The 16,618-nt window shown below is 68.8% G+C and carries 16 protein-coding genes; 10 read left to right on the top strand and 6 right to left on the bottom strand.

Features of this window, described 5'->3' with window-relative positions; genetic code table 11:
* Positions 1-14: 14 nt before the first annotated feature.
* From IE326_RS26200 to IE326_RS26185, 4 genes are all read right to left on the bottom strand, one after another.
* A complete protein-coding gene (locus IE326_RS26200) occupies positions 15-794 on the bottom strand; it encodes a TIR domain-containing protein (RefSeq protein WP_190043236.1) in 780 nt (259 codons plus the stop codon).
* Between the two features lie 97 nt (positions 795-891).
* Entirely contained in the window at positions 892-1,608 is a 717-nt protein-coding gene (locus IE326_RS26195) for a uracil-DNA glycosylase family protein (protein WP_190043235.1), read from the bottom strand.
* Between the two features lie 108 nt (positions 1,609-1,716).
* Positions 1,717-2,964 (bottom strand): methyltransferase domain-containing protein, encoded by a 1,248-nt coding sequence (locus IE326_RS26190; protein ID WP_190043234.1) that lies wholly within the window; start codon positions 2,962-2,964, stop codon positions 1,717-1,719.
* Positions 2,965-3,652: 688 nt separating this feature from the next.
* A complete protein-coding gene (locus IE326_RS26185; RefSeq protein ID WP_190043233.1) occupies positions 3,653-4,618 on the bottom strand; it encodes an aldo/keto reductase in 966 nt (321 codons plus the stop codon).
* 679 nt (positions 4,619-5,297) lie between these two features.
* Here IE326_RS26185 and IE326_RS26180 point away from each other — a divergent pair.
* The 10 genes from IE326_RS26180 to IE326_RS26135 all read left to right on the top strand — a co-directional run bounded on the left by IE326_RS26180 (position 5,298) and on the right by IE326_RS26135 (position 15,124).
* Complete coding sequence (locus tag IE326_RS26180; RefSeq protein WP_190043232.1) at positions 5,298-6,593, top strand: ATP-binding protein; 1,296 nt, start codon at positions 5,298-5,300, stop codon at positions 6,591-6,593.
* On the top strand, positions 6,590-7,105 hold the full coding sequence (locus IE326_RS26175) for a roadblock/LC7 domain-containing protein (RefSeq protein ID WP_190043231.1): 516 nt from the start codon (positions 6,590-6,592) through the stop codon (positions 7,103-7,105). Before IE326_RS26180 ends, IE326_RS26175 begins: the two co-directional genes overlap by 4 nt.
* A complete protein-coding gene (locus IE326_RS26170) occupies positions 7,102-7,479 on the top strand; it encodes a DUF742 domain-containing protein (protein ID WP_190043230.1) in 378 nt (125 codons plus the stop codon). Before IE326_RS26175 ends, IE326_RS26170 begins: the two co-directional genes overlap by 4 nt.
* Positions 7,460-8,068 (top strand): GTP-binding protein, encoded by a 609-nt coding sequence (locus IE326_RS26165; protein WP_190043229.1) that lies wholly within the window; start codon positions 7,460-7,462, stop codon positions 8,066-8,068. The genes IE326_RS26170 and IE326_RS26165 overlap by 20 nt, the downstream gene beginning before the upstream one ends.
* Positions 8,065-9,354, top strand: a complete 1,290-nt coding sequence (locus tag IE326_RS26160; RefSeq protein WP_190043228.1) for a cytochrome P450 family protein — start codon at positions 8,065-8,067, stop codon at positions 9,352-9,354. Before IE326_RS26165 ends, IE326_RS26160 begins: the two co-directional genes overlap by 4 nt.
* 128 nt (positions 9,355-9,482) lie before the next feature.
* A complete protein-coding gene (locus IE326_RS26155; RefSeq protein ID WP_190043227.1) occupies positions 9,483-10,592 on the top strand; it encodes a polyprenyl synthetase family protein in 1,110 nt (369 codons plus the stop codon).
* Complete coding sequence (locus IE326_RS26150; protein WP_190043226.1) at positions 10,589-12,202, top strand: prenyltransferase; 1,614 nt, start codon at positions 10,589-10,591, stop codon at positions 12,200-12,202. The genes IE326_RS26155 and IE326_RS26150 overlap by 4 nt, the downstream gene beginning before the upstream one ends.
* Entirely contained in the window at positions 12,199-13,542 is a 1,344-nt protein-coding gene (locus IE326_RS26145) for a cytochrome P450 (protein ID WP_190043225.1), read from the top strand. The genes IE326_RS26150 and IE326_RS26145 overlap by 4 nt, the downstream gene beginning before the upstream one ends.
* Positions 13,539-14,504, top strand: coding sequence for a terpene synthase family protein (locus tag IE326_RS26140; RefSeq protein WP_190043224.1), 966 nt, complete (start codon positions 13,539-13,541; stop codon positions 14,502-14,504). Before IE326_RS26145 ends, IE326_RS26140 begins: the two co-directional genes overlap by 4 nt.
* 41 nt (positions 14,505-14,545) lie before the next feature.
* A complete protein-coding gene (locus IE326_RS26135; RefSeq protein ID WP_190043223.1) occupies positions 14,546-15,124 on the top strand; it encodes a helix-turn-helix domain-containing protein in 579 nt (192 codons plus the stop codon).
* On the opposite strand, the gene IE326_RS26130 is transcribed toward IE326_RS26135, so the two are convergent.
* Positions 15,084-15,566, bottom strand: coding sequence for a PPC domain-containing DNA-binding protein (locus tag IE326_RS26130; protein ID WP_190043222.1), 483 nt, complete (start codon positions 15,564-15,566; stop codon positions 15,084-15,086). The two genes, IE326_RS26135 and IE326_RS26130, sit on opposite strands and share 41 nt — an antisense overlap.
* Positions 15,566-16,591, bottom strand: coding sequence for an asparaginase (locus tag IE326_RS26125; protein WP_229915630.1), 1,026 nt, complete (start codon positions 16,589-16,591; stop codon positions 15,566-15,568). The genes IE326_RS26130 and IE326_RS26125 overlap by 1 nt, the downstream gene beginning before the upstream one ends.
* Positions 16,592-16,618: the final 27 nt, after the last annotated feature.

Below are 16,618 nucleotides of genomic sequence, written 5' to 3'. Positions count from 1 at the left end.
GCTCGGCGGAACGCTCAGAATTGCAGGCCGACCTCACAGGGGAACAGGACGGAAACGTCCTGGGGCTTCTCCGTGAAGATGACCCTTTTGGAAAGCGCGGACATGAAGCCGAGCTCGAACATGGTTCCCTGCCCGACATGGCCGCCGGGGTTGCATACGACCACGGCGTCGGCCTGCCTGAACGCGTCCAGGTGCATGTACTTGTGCCGCCATGTGTCGCGTTCGTTCTTCAGGAAATCCTGGTAGTCGAAGAGGATGAAGTCGGTGCCCACGGTCTCCGGCTTGACCCTCGTGGAAGGGGGACTCAGCACTGCGGCACCGTTTCCGCGCAGCCGGACGATGACGTCCTCGATATACTCCAGAGAATTCTGGAAGCTGCCGCAGACAACAGCATTCCGGAATTCCCGGCGGGTCAGGCCCTCCATCATGTGGTTCGACCCGCACGTGGATCTGCTCGTTTCCAGGTAGAACTGTTCCAGCTCAGGCCCGACTATGTTGAAGTAGAGGCCGGTGTCGACGTAGAGGCTGTTGACCAGCGCGGCCGCTTCCGCCTGCGGGAGCTGCTGGAAGACCCCGGTGGCGTGCAGGCGCGTGGTCCTGTTGTCAACGACCTCGTTGAACTCCGTGAGCCCGGTGCAGAACCCGCCGAGCTTTTCTGCCAGCTTCTCATGCGTGCGACTGCCTTCGAACGCGAGCCGCTCCCTTTCGAGCAGTTTCAGCTCGCCGCCCTGGAAACGGTAGACGCTCGCGTCTTCCGAGCTGAAGTGAACCAGGATCCTACCTGCTGCCGTCAATTTACTGCGCTCCTTCTTCTCGTTCCAGAACGATCGGATCTAGGGTCTTCGCCTCTTCAGACCGAGAGGTCGGCGAGTCTTCCGGAGGACGCGGCGACTAATCGCCTTTCCTGCGGAAGGCGCTGAGGTACTTTTCGGCGAATTCTTCCTTCCTGCCCCCGTTGTATTGGGTGATGAAACGAGGGTGCTCCAGAGGCACGATCTCCCGGAAGAAGCACTGCCCCTCATTCACCTTCGACAGGTACGCGAAGTTCTCGCCACTGCCGATGCAGTAGCAAACCGAGGTGTCGATTCCGAATGCCAGCTGGCGCTCCAGGGTGTCAACAAGGAAAGAGCTGAGGAGTTCCAGCAGCTTCTTGGTCTCGTAATAGTTGCAGTTGACCTCTTTCCCCTTGGAGTTCGCTCTCACCAGGCCAAGGGGACACACGAAACTCATGACGAAGTCGGCATAGAACTTGCTACGACCCCCGTAGCGGCTGATGACGTCGTGCAGAAAGTCGGCGGAAGGTCGGCTCACCGCGTAGCCGTGGACATCGACTCCCGTTTCGTCTTCGAGGAGCCTGGCGTCTTCGAACGGGACCCCGGTCACGGCCGTGCCGCGGCGCGCCGGCGAGCTCCCCAGTACGAGACGGCGCGGCTTATCGTCGTCGTAGTACTTGTGGTAGAACCTCGTCGTCACTTCCCGGACACGGTCCTTCTGGGGGCCGTTGAACGGGTTGACGACCGTGTACCCGGGAGGAAGTTCGAGGGTCGTTTTCGCGAGTTCCTCGTTGAACTGCAGGATCCGATGGGCAACAGTCGTTCGCCCGCTCATTTCAAAATTCCTTCCTTCGTGCTGGTCGCTCCGAACACTTCGGTCGCCCCGACCGTCCGCCGACGAAACGCCGCAGACCCGCGTCCTGCTGGAGAGGCGGTGGAAACGTCAGGCGACAACAGCCGACAGGTAGATCTCGGTGCTTGTCGGGAACATCCGAACATCTTTGAACCCGGCACAGTCGAGCTCCGCACCAATCTGATTGGCTGTGTCCATTCCACGGTAGAGGTCGACGAAGTCGGTGCCGGGGATGATCAGCCCTGGAACGACGCAGCGTCGCTGAGCATACAGAAATCCGTTGGCCACGGAGACGATAATGACCGAACCGGGCTTCAGCACTCTATGCGCCTCTGCCGCTGCTGCGGACGTACTGAAGAACGACGAGTTGTACGTTCTCAAGGAGACGTACAGATCGAAACCGTTCTCAGGCAGAGCGGACAGGTCTTCGGCACTGGAGACGACCGTTCTCGACGAGGGAATGCGGCGGCGTATGTTGGCGAGTCCCCGTGCCGCGATGTCGACAAAGGTGGTCCGCGGGCAATCCGAGAACAAGGCTGCCGCCTCGTAGCCGGCCCCGACGCCGACGTTGAGGATGCTGACGGAAGACAGCGGCCTTGTGGACGACCTCTCGTAAACCGACTTGAAATCGTCGGTCCACCCCGCGTTAGCCGCGCGAGCGTCGTACGCGTAGTCATAGGTGCCGTACTTCGCGTCAAACGCTTCGGAGAGGGCGTCGCCTACGACGCGATCAGCCTTCTCGTACTCGACCTCATACCTCTGGCAGATCAGCGAAGCGAGCGCGACCCTCCCCCTGTTTGCGTTGACATCCTCCCTGGAAAGCGCGAACCCCCTTGCCTTCAACCCTGAGGAGACACTTTCACTGATGCGATGTGTGGAGTAGTGGGGGTTGCACTCGATATTTTGCTCGCTCACTGCGTAGAAGTCCTGGTTCTGCTCCAGGATCTCGCGCTGCAGATCTTCGGGGAAGCGGTGTACGTGACCTCGAGCGGTGACGGGATCCTCATCGAGGTATCTCGTCAGCGCGGGGTCTGGCAGGCCGATGTAGACCCTGTCGATGCGCACTTCCTTCAAAAGCTCGGCGAGCTCAAACGATCCAGCCGCGGACAGGGTGTTGATCGTCAGGTAAATGCTGTGGGCGCTAAACGCTCCGAGTTCTTGCACCTTGCCTCGCAGAGTGCGATACCAGGATGCGCCGGGCACTTCCCCCTCGAAGGCGGAGGAGATCAGCTCGTCGCTTTCTGATACAAGCGCAACACCGACCCGGAGACCCGATTCTGGCGCCCTTTGTGCGACGCGAATGGCGTGGCTCATCCAGTAGGTGCTGTCCGGGCTCATGCGGGCCTCTTTCCCTTGGTGGCACTACGTCTTCTGTTGGTCTGCAGAACCAAACGGGTGATCACCTTTACGGGCGTTCTTTGTGGTGATACGGAACGTGAACTTTGGATGGGGTCGCCGAGGCAACGGTCGGAGGACGACGAGCACGCAGTTTCGGAGGTTCGCAGCCGCTGCCTAGCGCCAACGACCGAAAGACTGCGGAGCAGGTCACGGGCCAGGCCGGTCATGAGATGGGAAGCTGGCGGTACGCGGTCGGCGTCGCGCGGGTTGAGGTTCGTGTAGATGTGGAGCGACTGCTCGAATGCAGCGCGGGGAGCGGACCGCCATGCACTCGGTGACGGCCTGCCGGCCTTCACGTTCGGCGACTTCGAAGTCGCCGAACAGGGCGTGTTCGGTGCCCAAGGTTCGGATCTGTTCGAGCATCGCCTCGTACTCCCTGTCCATGTCGTCGTTCTGGGAGCCGGCAGGATGCCGTGGATCTCCCAGCAACGGACTGCGGCAACCAGCCGGGCGAGTCGGGTTTGTGTGGCCGGAGGAGTCGGCCCCATGAGGTCGAAGGCGCGGACTAGCCAGAGAGGGCGCCGCGATCGTAAGAGATCCGGTTGGCGCTAGTAGCCCTGGTCGCTGCCTCCGAGGCTGCCGTGGAAGAGGTCACGGCTGGGCAGAGAGTTGTTCCGCCGCTACAGCCCTATGGCACTTTCCCTGAGGAGGCATGCCAGGCGAGCTCGGCGTGCAGAGTCGAATACGCGCGCTCAGCGAGGGCGTAGTCGTCGTCACTCACCACGGCACTGAGGTCCTCGAAGTTTCTGTTCACTTGTTCTGGGCTGGAGACCCCGGCCAGCACGATGGAGTCAGGGCAGCGCCTGAGGCTGTAGTGCAGGGCCATCCGCGCGAGGGCTTGCGGATCCTGCCCGAAGCGGCTGCGGAGAGCCTCCAAGCCGCGGTCGACGATCTGAAGGATCGTCGGGGTGTACCGGGTGCGGACGTCGCCGGAGGAGAAGGCTGCGTCGGGACCGTACTTCCCGGTGAGCAATCCATGCAGGAGCGGTTCGTGGATCATGGTTGCGGCACCATGCCGGCGTGCGAAGCGGAAGATGCTTTCTCCCCTTCCGGCGCCGACCGTGGCAGCGTCAACGGTCTGCGGATCAAGGGGGTGGGCTGCGGTGCTGAGAACCTGCAGGTTGAGCTGCTCCAAGAGGAAGTCGTAGCGCGGCTGGCTTCCCTGGCATTCGGCGCTCGGGTCAGAAGCGGCCGGACTCGCCGGCAGGGTGCCCGGCATGCGCATCCCGATCGCCGTGACGTCGCCGGAATCGCGCAAGGCCTGCAAGGTGTCCCGCGCCTCTTCGAGGTAGCGGTCGCGCGGCCCGAAGTCGGCGTGGGCGAGGACCAGCACATCGAGCTGCTTCACGCCCAGGTTCTCCTGGGTCTGCTCCACCTGGCGGAAGAGGTTGAGGGAACTGTAGGCATGCTGACCGGTCCCCTTGTACGTGCCGATAGTGCACGTGATGCGCACGCTTGAGCGCGGCACTTGGGCGAGCATCCTGCCGAGCAGCCTCTGGGAGTGGCCCAGTCCGTAGACGTCCGAGGTGTCGTACACGGTCGCACCCAGGGCGTGCGCGCGAAGGAGGGCATCGACCGCGCTGCTGTCGGCCACATGGGCCCATCCGATCGGACGGCCCTCGTTGGTCGTCGGTCCACCGATGGGCCGGCAGCCAACCCCCAGGGGATGTTCGTCCCGCCCGGCCATCAGGCGCCGGGGGGAGAGGTATGAAGCGGTCACGAAGGCTCGCTCTCTTCGCGGGGATCAGGGCGCCGCTTCGGCCCGCTGCGGCGGGCGCGGGCGCGGCGGCGCGAAAGAAGTTGGTGGGCGGCGGTGCTGCCAGCCTGCCGCCACTCACCGTGGCATTCGCCCGGTACCCGCGTCCAGGAGACCCGTGTGTCACTCCGGTGGTCACTTTTCCAGCAGACAGCCCTCAACGACCTCAAGATTTGTAAGGGTTATGCCGTTTTCGCCGCCCCGGGTTGACGGGGCGGGACAGGAAAGTGACCACCGAGGTGACACACCCGCACCCTGGCGGAACCCTCCAGGAGCGCGGCAGGGTGTTGATCAGTTCCAAACCGGCCTGCTGAAGCCGGACTTGGAGCTGACGACGACTGCACCACCCCTCACGTCCCCTCAGGCGAGGGCCCCGGAGCACTCGACCACTCGCCTGTCACCATCCGCCGCTTCCCCGGATGCCGAACATCCCCCAGGGTGACCCTGACATCACCCCACGGTGTCCGGGGAGGCGGCCTCGATACCCGAGGACCTGACCGTGACTGCGATACACGAAGTGGCCATCGCGGCCTTGAGCGCCACAACCGTTGGCAGCCTCGCCACCGTGGCGCTCGTGGCACGATCGCGCCGGACTCTCTCGCGCAGTCTCGCCCAGGCCCGGGCAGGCGCTGCGGTCGAGCAGCAGCGGAGGGACGAGGCGCTGCAGCACCTCGTGAGCGGGCGGCTGCCCAGCCTGGCTCTGCATCTGCGCAGTGACCACTACCCCGTTCCCGGCTTGGGGGACACCAGCTTGTCCGGCACCGAGTTCGCGGCCCTCCTCGACTCGGTCCAGGAGCTGTTCGCGAAGGTAGTCCTCGAAGAGCGGCACCGTGTGGATGCGGCGGCCCGTGCTGCTCTGCGCGGCGCCTTCATGGAGGTCCAGGCGAAGTCGTACCAGCTGCAGACCGATCTCGACGCTCTGCAGCAGACGTGCGAGGACGAGGAGACCCTCAAGAACTACTTCCGCCTCGACCACCTCAACGAGCAGCTGGTGCGCCTGGTCCAGAAGGGAGCGATCGTCGCCGGCTCCTGGCCTGGTCTCGTTCGTGCGGACACCCATCTTCCCGACCTCGTCACCGGGGCGAAATCCCGCCTGCACGGCTTCGAGCGCATCAGCGTCCACTCCAAGCTGCGCACCGAAACCGTCGGTGTTGTCGGACGCGCTGCGGAGCCGATCGCGGTGGCCTGCACGGAGCTGCTGGCGAACGCTCTGGAGTCCTCACGCGCGGACCTCATGGTGGAGGTCACCCTCCTGCAGCCCGACAACGGCGCGGTCTGCATCCAGATCGACGATGCCGGCAAGGGCATGACCGCCGAGGAGGCCAGCCGCGCGGCACAACTGCTCGCCGGCAGGCAGCAGGCTCTGCTGACCGAACTGGGTGATCCTCCCGCCCTCGGCTTCGCGGCCATCGGCAAGTTGGTCGCCGACCACGGCTTCCAGGTCACCGTCGATCAGGCATCCCCCTACTCGGGCGTCCGCGCGATCATCACCATCCCTCCGGCCCTGGTCACTTCGATCGACCCTCACACGGACCCCCTCTCCGCCATGTCCCCTGTGCCGGCCCCCGCCCCTCGCACACCGCGCAGAGCGATCACCTCCGCCGGTCCCGGGGCCGTCGGCCCGGACAGCGATGCCTTGCCCCAGCGCCACCGCCGCGGCCGCAGGGCGGCCGGCTTGGAGGAGCGAACCGCCGCGGGAGGTCATCCGCCTGAGCCGACGCAAGCCCGCTCGACCTGGGACGACTTCGAACAGGGGATAGCCGCCGGACGAGCCGGAACCCCTTCTGACATCCGAAACGAGGACCGAACATGAGCAGCTCCACCCTCGCCGCGCAGATCACCGACCCCTCCTGGGTCCTGGACCCGATCACCACGATCAGCGGGGTGCGCATCGCACTGATCATCTCCTCCGACGGGATCGTCGTGGGGGTGTCCGAAGGCACCACCAGCGGCTCGGCCCACCGGGCCACGAGGGACCTGGACGAGCGCGCCACGAGGGACATGGCCGAGCGGGTCTCCGCGGCGATCTCGTCCCTCCACGGCGCGGGCCGCGCCGCGGCGGTGGAGGCCCTCGGCGCTCACGAGAAGACGCCCATCTCGACCATCACCGTGCAGCTGGACGTCGACCCCACGGCGCAGGACGGTATGAGCGCCGGCACCCTCATGGTCATGCCCGTCGGCGGAGGGAGCAACGCCTACCTCGCCGCCGCTTTCGGCCCGGCGACGCCGATGGGCATCATCGCGCAGACCATGGCCACGCAGGCGAAGAAGCTCGGTGAGAAGGTCATGACCGTGTCGTCGCGGAACGACGGCCCCGCCTCATGAGCCGAGGCCAGGGGCGCAGGCTCGTCCCGAGCTACCTGGCGCCCGGAGGCAGCAGCGCACCCACCCGCAACTCCCTTCAGGCGCTCACCGTGCTCATCGCCACGGGCCTGTCGGCCTCGCCCCACCACACCCCGGCGCAGCAGCGGCTGCTGGACCTGACCGCCAAGGGGCCGCTGACAGTCGCGGAGTCCGCCGGCTACCTGCGACTGCCGATGGGGGTCGGCAAGATGATCGCCTCCCAGCTCGTCGACGACGGCTACCTGATGGCACGAGCGCCCCTCACAGGGCTTCCCGACGGCATTCGGACACCCGGGGCCGAGCAGCCCACTAAGTCTCTCCTGGAAAGGGTCCGCGATGGTCTCCTCGCCCTCTAGCAGCCCGCCGTCACCGGTGTATCTGCCCGACGGGGACTTCGACCTGGTGAAGATCCTCATCGTCGGGCCGTTCGGGATCGGAAAGACCACGGCCATCGAGACGGTGTCCGAGATCCGCAGCCTGCACACGGAAGAGCCCATGACGCAGGCCGCAGCGTCGGTCGACGACCTGGTCGTCGACGGCAAGACCACCACCACGGTCGCCCTCGACTTCGGACGCATCACGCTTTCCGGCGCCCGCATCGTCCTGTACCTGTTCGGGACGCCCGGGCAGGAGCGATTCCGGGTCATCTGGGACGAGATCACACAGGGAGCCCTCGGTGCCCTGGTCCTCGTCGACACCCGCAGACTCGACGCCTCCTTCGAGGTGATGGGCCTCATCGAGGAGGCCGGCCTGGACTACGTCGTCGCGCTGAACCGGTTCCCCGACACCCCCGAGCACGAGCTCGCCCTCGTACGCAGCAAGCTCGACCTGGAAGACCACACCCCCCTGGTCACCTGCGACGCGCGAGACCGCACATCGGTACTGGACGCGCTCAGAACACTGGCCGACCACCTCGTATCCCGCGCCGGAGCCGAACTGCCATGACAACCGCCCCCCAGCAGTCCGCCGTGCCGCTCTACACCGCCGAGCACGCCGCCGACCCCCAGCGCAGCTTCGCCCGCCTGCGAGAGCAGGGCCCTGTGGGACTCGCCGAGATCGACGCCGGCGTCCTCGTCTGGGTGATCACCGACTACCGGGCCGCCCTGGACCTCTTCCACGACCGGACCGGCCTGTGGACCAAGGACACCCGCGGGTGGATGGAGCACGTCCCCGCCGACAGTCCAGTCATGCCGATGCTCCAGTGGCGCCCCAGCCTCTTCTTCGCGGACGGACAGGAACACGCCCACCTGCGCCGGGTCATCACCGACAGCTTCGCACTCCTCGACCCCCGTCACGTGCGGGACACGACGCTGCGGCACGCCGACACGCTCCTGGCCGAGTTCTCCCACGCCGGCCGCGCCGACCTCGTCAACCAGTACGCCCGGCGACTCCCCCTGATGGTGCTCAACTCCCTCTTCGGGATGCCCGACGCCGATGCCGCCCAACTCATCGGCGCGGTCGAGGCGATGACGAGCACGGGCCTCGTCCGCAAGGCCCAGGGCGAACAGTCCCTCGGCGCCTACCTCGGCACGCTGTACCAGACGAAGGCCGCCCAGCGAGGTCACGACCTCACCTCGTGGTTCATCGACCACCCCAACGGTCTGTCCCCCGATGAGGTCATCAACCAGATCCTGATCACCCAGGGCGCCGCCTGGGAGACACTGGCCGGTCTCATCGCCAACACCGCCGCCCGCATACTCTCCGACGAGCGCTACCGCGGCACCCTGACGACCGGCAGCCTGCCCATCCGGCACGCCATCGACGACGTCCTGTGGAACGACCCGCCCCTGGCCATGTACAGCCTCCACCGGCCGCGCCAGCCCGTGCGCTTCCACGGGCGTGACATCGACCAGGGCCAGCCGGTCTTCGTCGCCTACGCCGCGATCAACACCTGCCCGTACACCGGGCAGAGCCGTGAGGGGTTCCGCTCTGACCGCAAGGCGCACCTGGCGTTCGCCGCCGGCCCGCACGAGTGCCCCGCGCAGTCCATCGCCCTCGTCGTCGCGATCGCGGCGATCGAGCGGCTCACCGCCACCCTGCCGGACATCGAACTCGCCGTACCGGCCGAGCATCTGACGCACCGACCCGACCCCATCTACCGCGTCCTCACGGCTCTTCCCTGCCGTTTCACCCCGCTCGTGCCGGCACCGAGCGCCCCGTCTCGTCCGGCGAGCACCGAACCGCGACGGCCCGCGGCCGGGCGGCTGCAGGCCTCCGCCCGTGCGCGCTGAACTCGCCCTCCCTCCGGCACCACGCAGCAAGCAGTGAAGCCGCGCCACGGGTAAGTCCGGCCCGGCCACGTCGCCCCGCACCTCACAGCCGCCCACCTCGGTCCGCTCTGAAGAAGAAGGAGGCTCCCATGACGGTCCTCGACCAGACGGGGAAACGCCGGCCGGCACCATCCACCACCGCCCTGCCGGATCCGTCCGCCCTGCGGGACGAAGTCGACGCGATCCTCGCCGACTTCCTCGCCCAGAGGGCCCAGGCCGCGCCTGGGCCGGAGATGACTCCGCTGTTCACGACGCTGAGCAGTCTCCTGGACGGCGGCAAGCGCCTGCGGGCGCTCCTGTGCGTCGAAGGCTGGTACGCCGGCGGCGGGGGATCCGGCGACCGGGACCGGGTTCTGCGTGTGGCCGCGTCCCTGGAGCTCTTCCATGCCTTCGCCCTGATCCACGACGATGTGATGGACGGCAGCGACCTGCGCCGCGGCCGCCCCACGGCGCACCGCGCGCTCGCCACGGCGTACATCGCCGACGGGCGCCCGCCGCACCGGGCCACGGCTCACGGCCTGGCCGCCGGCCTTCTGCTTGGCGATCTCGTCCTGACGCTGTCGGACGACCTCATCCGCACCGGCCCCGGCGCGGAGGCGATGTGGCGGATCCAGCCCCTGCTGGAGACCATGCGCAGCCAGCTCGTGTACGGCCAGTATCTCGACCTGGTGGCGACCGGCCGCCCCTGCGACGACGTCGAGGCCGCGCTGCGGATCGTGCGCTACAAGACCGCCTCCTACACCGTGGAATGGCCGCTGCGCATCGGCGCGGCGCTCGCCGGCGCCGGACCCGATGTGCACAGCGCCTGCAGCGAGTTCGCCATCCCGCTGGGGGAGGCCTTCCAACTGCGCGACGACCTCCTCGGCGTCTTCGGCGATCCGTCCAAGACCGGCAAGCCGGTCGGTGACGACATACGGGAGGGCAAGGCCACCGTGCTGATGGCGCTCGCCCTGCAATCGGCCTCCGCCGCCGACAAACGGCTGCTGCGCACGGCGGTCGGCAACCCGGACCTGTCGGACGAGGACTTCGGGCGCGTCCGTGACGTCATCGAGCACTCCGGCGCTCGCCGGCAGGTCGAGACGATGATCACGGCCCGGCGCCATGCGGCCCTGACCGTACTCGACCGGGCCCCGTTTCCCTTCCCCGCTGCCGAGGCCCTGAGGGAGATCGCCGGCATAGCCACGGTGCGGCAGTCGTGACCGGCACCCGGGCCAGCACCGCTGTCATACCGCAGGCGCTTCGGCGGTTCGACTCCCAGGCCGTCCGCCTGATGGCGGACATCGACGCCGACCCGTGGGGCAGCGTCCGCGCGTCGGTGTACGAGACGGCGCGCGTCATCTCCCTGGCACCGAAGCTCGACGGGCACGGTACCCGGCTCGGATGGTTGCTGGACCAGCAGCTGCGGGATGGCACCTGGGGCGAAGGGCCAGCGCGGTACCGGCTGCTTCCGACGCTCAGCGCTGTCGAAGCCCTGCTCGCCACCATCGTCCGGGACGAGACCCCCGCCGTCTCGACCCGAGGCCGGCTCGCGTCGGCTGCGGCCGACGGCGTCGCCGCGCTGCGCGCCCTGCCGGCCGATGGGCCGTGGCCGGACACCGCAGCCATCGAAGTCCTCGTCCCCAGCCTCGTCGCCCGCATCAACGACCTCCTGGACCGGCCCGTGTTCGGCACGCTGCCCCGCCTCGGGCCGGTGTCGCGCGGGGCGCGCCTGAGCGTGCCGCCCGGATTCCGGCCCGATCGGCACGAGGAGATCGCGCAGCGGTGCCGCGCCGGTGTCCCAGGCAAGCTCCACCACACCTTCGAGGGCGTCGCTCGGCATCTGCCCGGCGGCGTGGTGCCCGTGCCGGACGGCCTGCTCGGTAGCTCGCCCGCGGCCACGGCCGCATGGCTCGCCTCTCAGCCGGACCGTGCGCAGGGAGAGCAGGCGAGGGCGGCCCTGTCGGCTGCGGCCCGCCGTTATGGCGGGCTCCTGCCGGAGGCGGCACCGGTCCGTGTCTTCGAGCGGCTGTGGGTTGCCGCCGCCCTCGCCCGCCCCGGCCTGCCGCCCGCGTGCCGCGCCGCGGCCGAGGGCTGGGCACACGACATCTACGACCCGGCCGGGGTCCGCGGTGCCCCGGGTCTCCTGCCCGACGCCGACGACACCTCGATGGCCGTGCTGGTGGCCGCCGTCACCGGCACAGCCTGTGACCCGGCCCCGCTCGCCGCGTTCTGGGCCGACACCCACTACCGGTGCTACATCGGCGAGGACACCGGATCCGTCACGGCGAACGCCCACGCCCTCCAGGCCCTGACAGCCCACCTCCGTCTGCGGCCGGCCGCGCGCCCGGTCCACTACCCGCGCATGGACCTCGTGCGCGACTGGCTGGTGAAGCAGCAGACCGACGGCGCCTGGACGGACAAGTGGCACGCCTCCCCGTACTACGCCACCGAGCGGTGTGTTCGAGCCCTCCTCGGCCACCCCGGACCCGGCACCCGCCGAGCCATCCAGACGGCCGTCGACCGGGTCCTGGCCAGCCAGCACGACGACGGAACCTGGGGCGTCTGGGGCGGCACGGCGGAGGAGACCGCGTACGCGGTGCAGATCCTCCTCGCCGATCCCGCCGCCGCCACCCGGCCCGGGTGGCGCACAGCGCTCCAGCGCGCCGAGAACGCCCTCGACGACCGTGGCAGCCGACACCGGCCCCCGGCGCTGTGGCACGACAAGACGCTCTACGCCCCCACCGCGATGATCCAGGCCGAGATCCTTGCCGCCCGCGAACTGCTGACCCGGCACGGCCCCGGACGGCACACGGAAGGAGTGGCCTCGTGACGGCCGACCACCGGCTCGCGCCGATCGCTCCGGGCAGGCGCCCGCTCATCGGACACGCGCTGCCGCTCCTGCGCGACCGGCTGGGCTTCCTCCAGCAACTGCGCGCCCACGGCCCCACCGTGCGGATCATGCTCGGTCCGAAGTCCGTGAACGTGGTGAACTCGCCCGAGTTGATCCACCAGATGCTCACCGCCCAGTCCGGTCACTTCACCAAGGGGCTGCTCTTCGAGAAGCTGAGGCTCTTCGGCAAGGACGCCCTTCCCGTCGCCGAAGGCCCCGGGCATCTCGCGCGCCGCCGGCTGATGCAGCCCGCCTTCCACCGCGAGCGGGTCACCGGCTACGTCCGGACCATGCGCGACACCACCGCCTTCGCCATCGGAGCCTGGAGCGACGGCGGCGAACTCGACCTGAAGACCGAGATGCAGATGATGGCCCAGAACATCGTCATGCGCGCCGCGTTCTCCGCCGCCCCCGAACCTCAGGCCGCCCGCGCGATTCTCACGAGCGTGGACACCCTCTTCAAGGCGGCCCTCCGGCGTGCCCTCGTGCCGCTGCCACTGCTCGACCGGCTGCCCACCCGCCACAACCGCAGGCTCGCCCGCGCCAGCAGCATCCTGCACCAGGCGGTGGCCGGCATCATCACCGACCACCGCACACGCCCCGACGACTACGACGACGTCGTCTCGATGCTCCTGGACGCCCGGGACGAGACCGGCGCCCCGCTCCCGGACGACGAGATCCTGTCCGAAGTCACCGGCCTGCTCGCCGCCGGATCTGAGACGACGGCCGTCGTCATGGCCTGGCTCTTCCACGAGATCGGCCGCCACCCCGACCTCGAGGCACGACTCCACACCGAAGTCGACACCGTCCTGGCCGGACAGGAACTCACCGCCGACCACCTGCCCCGGCTGACGTTCACCCGCGCCCTCGTCCAGGAAACCCTCCGCCTGTACAGCCCCGGCTGGCTGGTGACCCGGCAGGCCACCGCCGCGGTCCGGCTCGGCGACTTCACCCTGCCCGCCGGCACTGACGTCGTCTGGAGCCCCTACACCCTGCACCGCGACCCCGGCCTCTACCTGGACCCGTTGCGGTTCGACCCCGACCGCTGGCTGCCGGACCGGCCCCAGCCGCCGAAGAACGCCTTCATCCCGTTCGGCGCCGGCAAGCGCCGGTGCCTAGGCGACGCGTTCGCCTGGACCGAGATGACGGTCATCACGGCCCTCATCGCCTCGCGCTGGCGGCTGCGACTGGCCCCCGGGATCCGGCCCGTGCCGGTAGGCGCGATCACGGTCCACCCGTCCGTCCTGCGGATGAGAGCTGAAGCCCGGGAGGCGGCGTGAACAGCGGCCCCGGCATCGCGCCCGTCCCCCTCACCCTGCCCGATCTCGGTGCCGCCTTCCCCGGCCCGTTCCCGACCAGCCCTCACGCTGTCACCGCGGACAGGCACCTCCGGCGCTGGGCCGCCGAACGAAACCTCCCCGTGCCGGCCGACGAGCTCCGCACCCTGTGCGGCATCACCAGCCAGGGCATCGTCCGCGCGCTGCCCACCGCCGATCTCGACAGTCTGCTGCTCGCCGCCGAGCTCTTCCTGTGGCTCGTGGCCTTCGACGACACCCATGGCGAGACGACCGCCGCGGCCGACCCCGCCGCCCTGGTCGGCCACATCGACGAGCTGACCGGCGTCCTGGCCGACAACACCCCAACGTCACCGCCAGGACCGTTTACGACAGCGCTGCGCGACCTCCTCGACCGCATCCGGGACAGGGCCACGCCCAGCCAGTACCTCACCCTCACCGGACACCTGCGTGGAAATCTCCGCGGGCTCATCTGGGAGGCCCACCACCTGAACGACCCCAGCCGCGTCCCGCTGCACACCTACCGCACGATGCGGCCCCTCACCGTCTTCGCCCGCACCCTCACCGCCATCACACCGATCGCCCTCTCCTACGAACTGCCCGACCGGCATGGCGCTGCGCACCTGGTGGACCGGTCGGAGTCCGCGGTCGCATGTCTGGCCGGGTGGGTCAACGACCTCGCCTCCTACTCGCGGGAGGCGAGCCGGAGCCCCGTGCCGCCGCTGAGCCTGCCGACACTGCTGATGCGCGAGCACCGCCTGCAGCTTCCCGAGGCGCTCAGGGCCGCCGCCCGGTTGTGTGACGAGCAGGCCGTGGCCGCCCGCACTCTCATTGACGAGCTGTCCGCCAATGGTCCCTCGCCGCTCACGTGCCACGCCCAGGCCCTGGAACACATCGTCCATGCGTTCATCTGGCATATCGACCACGACCGGTACACCACCCCGTGACCTGAGCCGACGTACTCACCTCACCACCGAAAGCACCTCCCATGCCTGTGAAGATCCGCACCGCACAAGCGCTCACCCAGCTCACCCCCGCCGAGAAACGGGCCGCCGAACAACTGGTCGCCGGCGCGTCGAACGCCGAGGGCGCCCAGGCCCTGGGCATCAGCACCACGACGTTCACCGGCAACATCGTCGCCATCGGCAAGAAGTTCGGTATCACCAGTCGGCGCGGGCGGGCGGCCCGCGCCCACGCCGTACTGGCCAGCGGACAGGTACCTCCGCCACCGGCCCCCGAGCGCATCCCCGACGTCACCGAGCGGGACCTACGGCTGCTGCGCGCGCTCGCCGAACACCCGGAGACCCACGACATCGCCCGGGCGGCCGGGCTCGCCCCGGCTGACGTCCGCCCGATGATCGCCGACCTCGTCGACAAGGCCGGGGCCGCCAACGAAACGCACCTGATCGGCCTCGGTCACGCCTGGGGGCTCCTCAAAACTGGCCCCAGCCAGTTGGCAGGCTCCGCGCGGTTCCACGCCGCGGACCTGCCCCTGCAGGCGGGCCGGTCGCCTTGGGGCGCAACGCCTACGACGGCGGGATCGTCTCCGGCGATGGTGCGAAGGTGAGCGTCGGGACGCTGTGCGGCCCGCACGCGGGCCGCAGCATCGACGGCGCGATGACCTCCTGCAACGCCATCTCCTGGATGAACTGGACCTCCGCCCACAGCAGATGGGACACGCTGCCGGCGGCCTTGAGGTCCTTACGTCCGACCGCGACGTGAAGATGAGGGGCCAGGGAGTCCGTGTCCGGGCTCCAGGCGAGGGTCCCGGCGCCCACGGCCTCCACCGTCTCCAGGACCGTCTCGTCCCACACGGGAGCCTCCGGGTCCTGCAGCGGACCGACCGCCCCCACCAGGTGCACCCGCCGGAATCCGCCGAGGAACATCGGGATGATCGCCTGCCGGATCCCCTGCTCCGCGCAGAAGCCGGTGAGCTCCTTGACGAAGTCGTCGCCGTCGTCGAAGGCCAGCGCGAAGGAGCGCCCCAGGGTCAGTTCGGTGGCTCGCATCAGCCTCGCCCCTCCGCGGTCGTTCCGGCGGGAGCGAACGTCGCGCGGATTGTGTCGTTGTCGGCGCCGCCGCGCAGTAGCACCGTCAGGAGGTGGCGGGCCTTGTACGGGTCGAGGTGTCCTGCGCCGATGAGACCGCGGGAGAGCAGGTCCTTCTCCGATCCGTCGAACCCGTACGCGCGCGTGAGGGTGGTACCGGCTCCGGTGCGGGAGGCGAGGACGACTGGGATCCGCCGGGCCGCCTTCGCGAGGACGGGGACCCAGGTCTCGGGGACGTGGCCGACTCCGAAGCCGGCGATGACCATGCCGTCGACCTGGTTCAGCATCGTCTTCAGGAGAGCGCCGTCGTCGCCGAGGGCGGCGGGGTACAGGGCGACGCGAGCTGGCCTGTCGAGGGTCGCGGCGAGGGGGCGGGGCGTGTGCGCGGGGACGGCGAGCAGGCGGAGGGCGCCTTCCGCGACGATGCCGAGGGCCCCGGTGTCGGGGGCGGTGAACGCGCTGGTGCTGGTGCTGTGCGTTTTGCGGACACGCGAGGGGTCGAAGACCTGGTCGTTGAAGACCACGAGGACGCCCAGGCCGCGGGCGTGGGCGCTGGCCGCGACGGTGACGGCCGCGAGCAGGTTGGCCGGCCCGTCGGCGCCGGCCAGGTGCGGGGCGCGCATGGCTCCGGTGACGACGAGCGGGGCCTGCTCCGCGTACAGCAGGCTCAGCAGGTAGGCGGTCTCCTCCAGGGTGTCGGTTCCCTGGGTCACGACGATGCCGTCGACGGCGCCTTCGCCGGCCATCGCCCGGAGCTGGTTCGCGAGGCGGTCGATGTCGTCCAGCGTCAGCGAGGCGCCGGGCTTACTCGCGAAGGACAGCGTCTGGATGTCGACGTCCGTGGCGTCAAGCTGGGGTACTGCGGCGAGCAGGTCCTCCGCGCTCAGGGTGGGGCGAGCCGCTCCATCACGGTCGGAGGGCATCATGGCGATGGTGCCACCGAGGCCGACCACGACAACGGTGGGACGGGTGCGGTCGTTCGTCAACGCTGATTCCTCAGATCACCTTGAGAG

Source organism: Streptomyces filamentosus (assembly GCF_014654895.1).
Taxonomy (GTDB): domain Bacteria; phylum Actinomycetota; class Actinomycetes; order Streptomycetales; family Streptomycetaceae; genus Streptomyces; species Streptomyces filamentosus.
The sequence above is the reverse complement of the archived record's forward strand: the minus strand, read 5'-3'. Positions and strand labels throughout refer to the sequence as shown.

Coding starts and splice junctions, on each gene's coding strand:
- IE326_RS26195 (WP_190043235.1), bottom strand. CDS start 1,608: ATGAGCGGGCGAACGACTGTTGCCCATCGGATCCTGCAGTTCAACGAG.
- IE326_RS26190 (WP_190043234.1), bottom strand. CDS start 2,964: ATGAGCCCGGACAGCACCTACTGGATGAGCCACGCCATTCGCGTCGCA.
- IE326_RS26175 (WP_190043231.1), top strand. CDS start 6,590: ATGAGCAGCTCCACCCTCGCCGCGCAGATCACCGACCCCTCCTGGGTC.
- IE326_RS26170 (WP_190043230.1), top strand. CDS start 7,102: ATGAGCCGAGGCCAGGGGCGCAGGCTCGTCCCGAGCTACCTGGCGCCC.
- IE326_RS26165 (WP_190043229.1), top strand. CDS start 7,460: ATGGTCTCCTCGCCCTCTAGCAGCCCGCCGTCACCGGTGTATCTGCCC.
- IE326_RS26160 (WP_190043228.1), top strand. CDS start 8,065: ATGACAACCGCCCCCCAGCAGTCCGCCGTGCCGCTCTACACCGCCGAG.
- IE326_RS26155 (WP_190043227.1), top strand. CDS start 9,483: ATGACGGTCCTCGACCAGACGGGGAAACGCCGGCCGGCACCATCCACC.
- IE326_RS26135 (WP_190043223.1), top strand. CDS start 14,546: ATGCCTGTGAAGATCCGCACCGCACAAGCGCTCACCCAGCTCACCCCC.
- IE326_RS26130 (WP_190043222.1), bottom strand. CDS start 15,566: ATGCGAGCCACCGAACTGACCCTGGGGCGCTCCTTCGCGCTGGCCTTC.